We start from the raw sequence: 8,646 nt of genomic DNA on the forward strand, positions 1-8,646 counted from the left end.
AGCCGCCATGCCCGACTGGCACCGCGTCGCCGAGGAAGCCGACCTGAAGCCCGAGACGCCGCTCGGCGTGCGCGTCGGCGACACGCAGATCGCGCTGGTGCGCCTCGAGGACGGCATCTACGCCGTCAGCGACGTCTGCACCCACGAATACGCGCTGCTCTCCGAGGGCTTCTGCGAGGACGGCAGGCTGGAATGCCCGCTGCACCAGGCCTGCTTCGACATCCGCACCGGCAAGGCGCTGACCGAGCCGGCGGAGGTGGACCTCGCCACCTATCCGGTGAAGGTCGAGGACGGCGCGGTCTTCGTGCGGGTCTGAATGGCGCGGGTGGTCATCGTCGGCGCCGGCCAGGCGGGGCGGCGCTGCGCCGAGGCGCTGCGCGACCTCGACCCGGAGGCCGAGATCGTGCTGCTCGGCGAGGAGCCGCACCCTCCCTACGACCGCCCGCCGCTCTCCAAGGCCGTGCTGCTCGGCGCCGATCCCGGCAACGGGCTGTTCGTGCGCGCGCCGGAGTTCTACGCCGCGCGCCGCATAGCGCTCCGCACCGGCGCGCGCGTCGCCGCGATCGAGCCGGCGGCGGGCCGGGTGGTGACGGAGGCGGGGGAGCGCATCGGCTACGACGCCCTCGTCCTCGCCACCGGCGCGCGGGCGCGCCGGCTCGCCGTGCCGGGCGCCGAGGATCCGCGCGTGCTGACGCTGCGCACCCTCGACGACGCCGCGGCGCTGCGGGCGCGGCTGCTCGCGCGCCCTCGCGTCGCGGTGGTGGGCGGCGGGCTGATCGGGCTCGAGGTCGCCGCCGCCGCCTGTCGGCTCGGCTGCGCCGTGACGGTGCTGGAGGCGGCGGAGCGGCTGATGGCGCGCTGCGTGCCGCCGGCGGTCAGCGACCTGGTCGCGGCGCTGCACCGCGCCCGGGGCGTGACGCTGCATCTCGGCCAGGCGCTGCGCGCGATCGAGCCGCGGCCCGGGGGGCTCGTGCTCGATGCCGGCGCGGTGCGGGTGGAGGCCGAGCTGGTGGTGGCCGGTATCGGCGGCGTGCCGAACACGACGCTGGCCGAGGCGGCCGGGCTCGCGGTGCGGGACGGCATCCTGACCGACGCCCAGGGGCGCAGCTCGGCCGAGGGCATCTACGCCGCCGGTGAGGTGGCGCGCTTCCCCCACCCCTTCCTCGGCCGCGCCGCGCGGCTGGAATCCTGGCAGGTGGCGCAGAACCAGCCCGCCGCCGTGGCCCGCGCCCTCTGTGGCGAGGCCGCGCCCTATGACGAGATTCCCTGGCTCTGGACCGACCAGTTCGACTGGAACCTGCAGGTGCTCGGCGACCCCGATCCCGCCTTCGAGCTGGTCCGCCGCCCCGCCGGGGAGGGGCGCGCGACCTTCCTCGCCCTCGATGCCGGGGGACGCGTGCGCGGCGCCGTGCTGCTCAACAACGGCCGCGAGGCGACGCCCTGCCGCCGGCTGATCGCCGCCGGGAAGGCCGTGGACCGCGCCCGGCTCGCCGACCCCGAGGTGCCGCTCCGCCAGCTTGCGTGAGGCGCGTGCCGCGGCGACCCATTCCCCTCGCCGCGCGCCTCGGCTTGAATGGGCGGAAAGGGAGGAACGCCCATGCAGCCGCACCAAGGAGGCGGCCGGGCGGGGCGGCGCGCGCTGCTCGCCGCCGCCGCCACCGCGCTTGCCGCGCCGCGCCCGCACGCAGAGGAGGTCTGGCCCTCGCGCCCGGTGCGCATCGTCATCCCCTTTGCCCCCGGCGGGCCGATCGACACCATCGGTCGGCTGCTGGCCGAACATTTGCGCGAGCGGCTCGGCCAGCCCTTCGTGGTCGAGAACCGCAGCGGCGCCGGCGGCAGCATCGGGCTGCGTGCCGTGGTGCAGTCGCCCCCCGACGGCACCAGCCTGGTGCTGACCAGCTCCTCCCTCGCCTCGCTGCACGCGCTCTACCCCAATCAGGGCCTCGACCCGCGCCGCGTGGTGACGCCGCTGAGCCTGGTCGCCAACGTGCCGACGGTGATGGCGGTGCGCGCCGACGCGCCCTTCCATTCCGTGCCGGAGGTGATCGCCGCGGCGCGGGCGGAGCCGGGGCGGTTCACCTATGGCAGCGGCGGCGTCGGCTCCTCCAACCACCTCAGCGGCGCGCTCTTCGCCCACCGGGCGGGGATCGCGCTGACGCATGTCTCCTACCGCGGCGCCGCAGCCTCCATGGCGGCGCTCTATGCCGGGGAGATCGACATCGTCTTCGCTTCCACCGTGGAGGCGCTCGGCCATGTGCGTGGCGGGCGGGCGCGGCTGCTCGGCGTGACCACGGCCGAGCGGATCGCGGCGCTGCCCGAGGTGCCGGCGATCGCCGAGACCGTGCCGGGCTATGTGGCGCTGAACTGGTACGCCTTCGCCGGCCCGCGCGGCCTCTCCCCCGCCATGGTACGGCGCTTCGCGGCGACGCTCGCCGCGCTGCGCGAGGTGGAGGAGGTGCGCGCCCGCTTCACCGCCGCCGGCACCGAGGCGCTGCTGACCGGTCCGGAGGCGCTGGCCGAGCGCATCGCCGAGGATGTGCCGCTGTGGGAGGGCGTGGTCAGGGCCGCCGGCATCCGCGCCGAGTGAACAAGCAAGCGAGGGAAGGAACCGGGATGAGCCGAACCGTTGGTCGCGCGCTGGCCGAGAGCCTGATCGCCCATGGCGTGGACAAGATCTGGATGGTGCCGGGGGAGAGCTTCCTCGGCCTGACCGACGCGCTGACCGAGGCGCCGGAGGTGCAGCTCGTCGTCTGCCGCCACGAGGGCGGCGCCGGCTTCATGGCGGTGGCGGACGGGCGGATGCAGGGCGGGCGCGCCGGCGTGCTGCTGGTCTCGCGCGGCCCGGGCCTGTCCAACGCCATGGTCGCCTTCCACACCGCCTTCCACGACGCGACGCCGATGGTCGCCCTGGTCGGGCAGGTGGAGCGCAAGGATTTCGGCCGCCTGGCGCTGCAGGAGCAGCATTACGGCCGCCTGCTCTCGGACGTGACCAAGGCGGTGATCGAGGTGAACGAGCCGGAGCAGGCGAGCGAGGCCATCGCCCGCGCCTTCCACCTGGCCGAGAGCGGCACGCCCGGCCCGGCCGCCGTGATCCTGCCCGAGGACATCTTCGACGAGCCGACCGACCTGCCGCTGGCGCAGCCCCGCCCGCGCGTCTTCGGCGGCGCGCGGGCGGAGGACCTGGAGCGGCTGGCGCAGATGCTCGCCGCCGCCGAGCGCCCGCTGGTCTGGGCCGGCGGCGCGCTGGCGAATGCCGACATGGCGACGCTGGAGGCGCTGCGGCGCCTCGCGGAGGAATGGGTGCTGCCGGTCTGCCCGACGCACCGCCGCCCGCAGCTCTTCGATTCCGCGCACCCCCACTACGGCGGCTACATGGGCATACGGGTGCCGAGGGATCTGGTGGCCGAGATGAAGCGCGCCGACCTGCTGGTGGCGCTCGGCGAGCGGATCACGGACTCGGTCAGCCAGTCCTACACCTTCCCCACCGCCCCCGACCCGCAGCTTCCCCTGGCGCAGATCTGGCCGGATGCGAACGAGATCGGCCGCGTCTTCCGCCCCGATCTCGGCATCGCCGGCGAGCCGGCGGAGGTGATCCGCGCCCTGCTCGCGCGCGGCGCGCCCGCGGGGGCGGCGAAGCGCCGGGACTGGGTGGCAGGGCTGAACGCCATCCACCGCCGGCTGACGGAGCCGATCTGGGAGCCGATGCCGGACGGGGTGAACTTCGCCGCCGTCTGCGCCGCGGTCGGCAGGCATCTGGCCCCCGACGCGGCCGTAGCCTCGGATGCGGGGAATTTCTCCTCCTTCATCCATCGCTACATCGGCTTCCGGCCGGGGCAGAATTTCCTCTCCTCCGTGGTCGGCGCCATGGGGGCGGGGGTGCCGATGGCGGTCGCCGCCTCGCTGCGCCGGCCGGGCAGGCAGGCGGTCGCCTTCGTCGGCGACGGCGGCGTGCTGATGACCGGCAACGAGATCGCCACCGCCATGCAGTATGGCGGCGCGCCCATCATCATCGTCTCCGACAACGGGCGCTACGGCACCATCGGCATGCACCACGAGGTGCGCTACCCGAACCGCCCCTACGAGGACGCGGTGCGCCTCACCAACCCCGACTTCGCCGCCTGGGCGCGCAGCTTCGGCGCCGAGGGCATCAGCATCGGCTCGGAGGCCGAGGTGGAGGAGGGCATCGCCCGCGCCTTCGCGGCGCGCACCCGGCCGGTGGTGGTGCATGTGCGCAGCTCCGCCGAGCAGATGAGCGCCTGGCGCCGCCGTGGCGCCCCGCGCCTCCACGGCTGACGCGGCGCGGGGGCGGCCCTTGCCTCGCCCGCGCGGATGGCGGAGGGTCGGGGCAGCACTGCGGGAGGGATCACCATGCGGGTTGCCGTCATCGGCGCGGGCGTGCTCGGGGCGAGCACGGCGTTCCACTTGGCGCTGTCGGGCGCCGAGGTGGTGGTGGCGGACCAGGCGCATCCCGGCCGCGCCACCGCGGCCGGCGCCGGCATCGTCTCGCCCTGGGCGTCGAGCCGCACCGATCCCTTCTGGTACCGCATCGCCGCCGCCGGCGCGCGCTACTACCCTGCGCTGATCGGCCTGCTGGCGGAGGCGGGCGAGACCGACACCGGCTACCGCCGCGTCGGCGCGCTCTGCGTCGCGGCGGAGGCGGTGGAGCTCGACCGCATCGAGGCGATGGTGCGGGCGCGCCGCGCCGAGGCGCCGGAGGCGGGGGAGGTCTCTCGCCTCTCCCCGGCTGAGGCGCGGGCGCTGTTCCCGCCGTTGCACCCCACTCTCGGCGCGGTGCATGTCAGCGGCGGCGCGCGGGTGGACGGGCGGCTTCTCGCCGCCGCCCTGCGCCGCGCGGCGGAGCGGCGGGGCGTGCGCTTCCTCGACGGCGCGGCGGGATTGCTGGCGGAAGGAGGCCGCGTGCGCGGCATCCGCGTCGGCGCCGAGACCCTCGCCGCCGACCGCGTGGTGGTGGCGGCCGGCGCCTGGGCCCCGGCGCTGCTGGGGCCGCTCGGCGTCGCGCTTTCCGTGGCGCCGCAGCGCGGCCAGATCACCCATCTGCGCCTGGAGGGGGTGGAGACGGGCGGCTGGCCGATCGTGCTGCCGCCGGGCAGCCATTACCTCCTCGCCTTCGACGACTCCCGCGTGGTGGTGGGCGCGACACGCGAGACCGGCTCGGGCTTCGACAACCGCGTCACCGCGGCCGGGCAGGCGGAGGTGCTGAACCAGGCGCTGGCGGTCGCCCCCGGCCTCGGCCCGGCGACGCTGCTCGAGACGCGGGTCGGCTTCCGCCCCATGGGGCCGGATCTGCGGCCGATGCTGGGCCGGATCCCGGGCTGGGAGGGGCTGGTGGTGGGCAACGGCCTCGGCCCCTCGGGCCTGACCATCGGCCCCTTCGCGGGCCGGCTGCTGGCGCAGCTCGCCCTCGGCGAGGCGCCGGAGCTCGACCTCGCCCCCTACGACCCGCTGCGGCCGGCGAGCCCCGGCGGGGGCGAGGAGGCCGACGCGATCCGCTGAGGTGGCGCGACCGGCGGGAGGTGCCTGGACGCCGGCGGGAAGGACCGGCACCCTCGCCGCGACAACCGGGGGAGACGCCATGAGCCAGAAGGACGAAGCCGCCGCGACCGCGGGCCTGTCCGAGGAGCACCGGATGGTGCGCGACCTCGTGGTGCGGTTCGTGGAGCGCGAGCTGATGCCGCTCGAGCCCGCCGTGCTTGCGCGCGAAGCGCAGGGGCAGAAATACGCGCTGACCGAGGAAGAGGAGGGGCGGCTGCTGGCGAAGTGCCGCGAGCTCGGCCTCTGGGGCCTCGACGTGCCGGAGGCGTTCGGCGGCGCCGATTTGCCGCTGCCGGCGCTGATGGCGGTGGAGGAGGAGCTCGGCCGCACCGTCACGCCCTTCCTCTTCCCGCCCGACTCGCCCAACCTGCACATGCTGCTCGCGGTGGCGGATGCGCGGCAGCGCGAGAGGTACCTGAAGCCTTATGCGGCGGGGGAGGCGCGCTCCTCCATCGCCATCTCCGAGCCCGGCGCCGGTGGCGACCCGGCGGGCATGACCACCCGCGCGGTGCGGGACGGCGAGGAGTGGGTGATCAACGGCCGCAAGATCTGGGTCAGCGGCGTGCCGCGCGCCGACTTCGTCATCGTCATGGCCCGCACCGGGGAGGGCAAGCGACAGGAGGGCGTCACCGCCTTCATCGTCGAGCGCGGCACGCCGGGCTTCGTCATCGAGCGCGAGATCCCGATGATCGGCGGCCGGCGCACCTACGAGCTGGTGTTCGAGGATTGCCGCGTCCCCGCCTCGCAGGTGCTGGGCGAGCCCGGCCGCGGCTACGCGCCGATGCAGCTCCGCCTCAACGTGCGGCGGCTGCAGATGGGGGCGCGCTGCGTCGGCATCTCCCGCCGCGCGCTGGCGATGATGTGCGAGCACGCGAACCAGCGCGTGACCTTCGGCGTCAGGCTCGCCGACCGGCAGGCGATCCAGTGGTGGATCGCCGACGCGGCGACGCGCATCCACGCCTGCCGGCTGATGGTGCAGGACGCGGCGGCGAAGCTCGCCCGCGGCGAGGACGTGCGCGACGAGGCCTCGATGCTCAAGGTGTTCGGCACCGAGATGGCGCAGCAGGTGGTGGACAACGCCATGCAGTGCTTCGGCGCCATGGGCATGACTAAGGAGCTGCCGCTGCAGCTCCTCGCGCAGCAGGTGCGGCTGATGCGCATCTACGAGGGGCCGAGCGAGGTGCACCGCATGGCGGTGGCCCGGCGCATCCTGAAGCGGCACGCCTGAGCCGGAAGGCGGGGGCGCCGCCCCCGCTCAGCCGCGCGCCCCGCCGCGCCGCCCCCTGGCCACGGTCCTGGCGGGCAGGATGCGGTAGCGCTTCGCCTCGGTCTGTTCGCGCGACGGCACCGCGCCGGGGCGGACGCCGTTCAGGACCGCCACGATGTCGTCCCGCACCGCAGGGAAGATCCGGTAGTACTGGTGGCTCTGGAAGTCCTGCCGGGGGTCGATCGCCTCGGACACGTCCACCGCCACCACCTTGTCGCTGATCGCGCTCATGGTTTCCGGCCCATCCACGCCGAGGCGCGGGCCGTTGAACTTGGTGTGCTGGCTGAGGCGGGAAAGGATCCAGTCCTGCCGCGTGTGATAGACGGTGACGCCGCCGGCCAGGCGCGGCAGGTAGCGCAGCTCGCGCGCGTCCTCGAAGGCGTCCTCGTCCTCGTCGCCGGCAGCGAGGATGATCTGGCCGAAGGTGCGGCGCAGACGGTTGGGATCGGCATCCTCGGTCGGCAGGCCGACCAGGGCCGGGAAGCCTTCCGGCGGCGCGGTCGGGGGCGGGTTGGCCGCCGGCGCGTAGGCCCGCGCCTCCCCGATCGGCTGGCGCATCAGCACCTGCACGGCATGGCGGAAGGCATAGACGCTCATGCTGTGGCAGATCAGGTGCAGGGGCTGGCGGCAGGCTTGGCCCGGGCCGAGCGAATCCATGAAGTCGTAGAGGATGTGCATGGTGCGCGCCATTGCCACGCCCGAGGCGCGCGCGGTGGCGCGGTCGTGCACGTAGTCCACATAGGGCAGGGGTATCGGCAGGCCGCTGTTGCGCGAGGGCCAGGTGAAGGCGAAAACGTTGGCGTCTAGGCCGTAGAAGGACTGGATCGTCGCGGCGCGCTCGATCGCATCCTGGAAGCTGTTGGAGAAGCCGTGTGCTGTCACCAGCGTCGGCCGGCTGCCCTCCTTCATATCTTCGCGCAGCCGGCCGAAGATGTCGCGGCTGCCGCGGCGCTGGTCGAGGCCGTAGAGCTTCTCCGGCGCGAACGGAGGGTGTCCGCCAGCATGGTCGCCACGCCGCCGCGGAAGGCGACCTGGGCGCTGCCGAAGCGCACTGAGGTGCCGTCCACCTAAGCCGCGTGGACAAACCTGATCCACAGTCGGATGGAGGCGAGTGTTGCGAAGCCGAGGAAGCTCTCGGCGGTCTGATCGTAGCGCGTTGCGACGCGGCGGCTGTTCTTCAGGCGGTTGATGAAGCACTCGATGCGGCTGCGCAGGGCGTAGAGCGGGCGGCTGACGCTGTGCTGGACGTGGCGATTGCGCTTGGTCGGGATCTCCGGCACGGCACCACGGTCGCGCAGATCCTGCCTGATCGGGTCGCTGTCATAGCCTTTGTCGGCGAGCATGATGGCGGGGTCGCTGTCGCGCGCCGCCATCAGCGCCTCGTAGTTCGAGCAGTCGGCCTCCTGTCCGGGGGTTACGTGCAGGGCGATGGGCAGGCCGTGCGCGTTGGCGCGGAGGTGGAGCTTGCTCGTGAAGCCACCGCGCGAACGGCCAAGACCCTGGCGATGAGTCCCCCCCTTCCGCCGGCGGCGCAGTGGTGCGCCCGGATGCTGGTGCTGTCGATCATCTGCAGGAGATCGGCATCGCCGCCGCCATCGGCCAAGGCTTCCAGCATCACGTCCCAAAGGCCAGAGGCGGTCCAGCGTCGGAACTGTCGGAACACCGAGTTCCAGTTGCCGAACTCGGCCGGCAGGTCACGCCACGGCGCGCCGGTGCGCGCGATCCAGAAGATGGCGTCGAGCACCCGCCGATGGTCGCGGGGAGGCCGCCCGCCGAGCGGGCTGGCGGACATCACGAAGGGTTCGAAGAAGGACCACTCCTCGTCG

Annotated in this window: 8 protein-coding genes (1 of these 8 running past the window's edge); 6 read left to right on the top strand and 2 right to left on the bottom strand. The window is 74.1% G+C overall.

The genetic code is table 11. The features are described from left to right. The first annotated feature begins 7 nt into the window (after positions 1-7). The 6 genes from ET526_RS01190 to ET526_RS01215 all read left to right on the top strand — a co-directional run bounded on the left by ET526_RS01190 (position 8) and on the right by ET526_RS01215 (position 6,781). Complete coding sequence (locus tag ET526_RS01190) at positions 8-316, top strand: non-heme iron oxygenase ferredoxin subunit (RefSeq protein WP_135465826.1); 309 nt, start codon at positions 8-10, stop codon at positions 314-316. After that, a complete protein-coding gene (locus ET526_RS01195; protein ID WP_135465827.1) occupies positions 317-1,525 on the top strand; it encodes an NAD(P)/FAD-dependent oxidoreductase in 1,209 nt (402 codons plus the stop codon). A 72-nt stretch (positions 1,526-1,597) separates the two neighbouring features. Continuing rightward, a complete protein-coding gene (locus ET526_RS01200; protein ID WP_158295451.1) occupies positions 1,598-2,587 on the top strand; it encodes a Bug family tripartite tricarboxylate transporter substrate binding protein in 990 nt (329 codons plus the stop codon). 26 nt (positions 2,588-2,613) lie between these two features. After that, complete coding sequence (locus ET526_RS01205; RefSeq protein ID WP_135465829.1) at positions 2,614-4,293, top strand: thiamine pyrophosphate-dependent enzyme; 1,680 nt, start codon at positions 2,614-2,616, stop codon at positions 4,291-4,293. 75 nt (positions 4,294-4,368) lie between these two features. Then, the gene (locus ET526_RS01210) at positions 4,369-5,514 is read left to right on the top strand and encodes an NAD(P)/FAD-dependent oxidoreductase (protein ID WP_135465830.1); all 1,146 of its coding nucleotides are present in this window, start codon (positions 4,369-4,371) and stop codon (positions 5,512-5,514) included. Positions 5,515-5,593: 79 nt separating this feature from the next. Next, a complete protein-coding gene (locus ET526_RS01215) occupies positions 5,594-6,781 on the top strand; it encodes an acyl-CoA dehydrogenase family protein (RefSeq protein ID WP_135465831.1) in 1,188 nt (395 codons plus the stop codon). Between the two features lie 27 nt (positions 6,782-6,808). Here the strand turns inward: ET526_RS01215 and ET526_RS01220 are convergent, their stop codons facing one another. Next, entirely contained in the window at positions 6,809-7,729 is a 921-nt protein-coding gene (locus ET526_RS01220; RefSeq protein ID WP_204623436.1) for an alpha/beta hydrolase, read from the bottom strand. Between the two features lie 158 nt (positions 7,730-7,887). Continuing rightward, positions 7,888-8,646, bottom strand: a protein-coding gene (locus tag ET526_RS01225) for an IS5 family transposase (protein ID WP_240048199.1) whose coding sequence is annotated in 2 segments (ribosomal slippage) — positions 7,888-8,342 and positions 8,342-8,646 — 798 coding nt in all; it runs 38 nt beyond the window's last position. Because the reading frame shifts where the segments join, the coding sequence is not laid out codon by codon here.

It is taken from the genome of Crenalkalicoccus roseus, from assembly GCF_004761865.1.
GTDB lineage: Bacteria > Pseudomonadota > Alphaproteobacteria > Acetobacterales > Acetobacteraceae > Crenalkalicoccus > Crenalkalicoccus roseus.

Excerpts from the sequence above, each read along its gene's own strand:
- ET526_RS01190 (WP_135465826.1), top strand. The coding sequence starts at position 8 with ATGCCCGACTGGCACCGCGTCGCCGAGGAAGCCGACCTGAAGCCCGAG.
- ET526_RS01195 (WP_135465827.1), top strand. The coding sequence starts at position 317 with ATGGCGCGGGTGGTCATCGTCGGCGCCGGCCAGGCGGGGCGGCGCTGC.
- ET526_RS01200 (WP_158295451.1), top strand. The coding sequence starts at position 1,598 with ATGCAGCCGCACCAAGGAGGCGGCCGGGCGGGGCGGCGCGCGCTGCTC.
- ET526_RS01205 (WP_135465829.1), top strand. The coding sequence starts at position 2,614 with ATGAGCCGAACCGTTGGTCGCGCGCTGGCCGAGAGCCTGATCGCCCAT.
- ET526_RS01210 (WP_135465830.1), top strand. The coding sequence starts at position 4,369 with ATGCGGGTTGCCGTCATCGGCGCGGGCGTGCTCGGGGCGAGCACGGCG.
- ET526_RS01215 (WP_135465831.1), top strand. The coding sequence starts at position 5,594 with ATGAGCCAGAAGGACGAAGCCGCCGCGACCGCGGGCCTGTCCGAGGAG.
- ET526_RS01220 (WP_204623436.1), bottom strand. The coding sequence starts at position 7,729 with ATGAAGGAGGGCAGCCGGCCGACGCTGGTGACAGCACACGGCTTCTCC.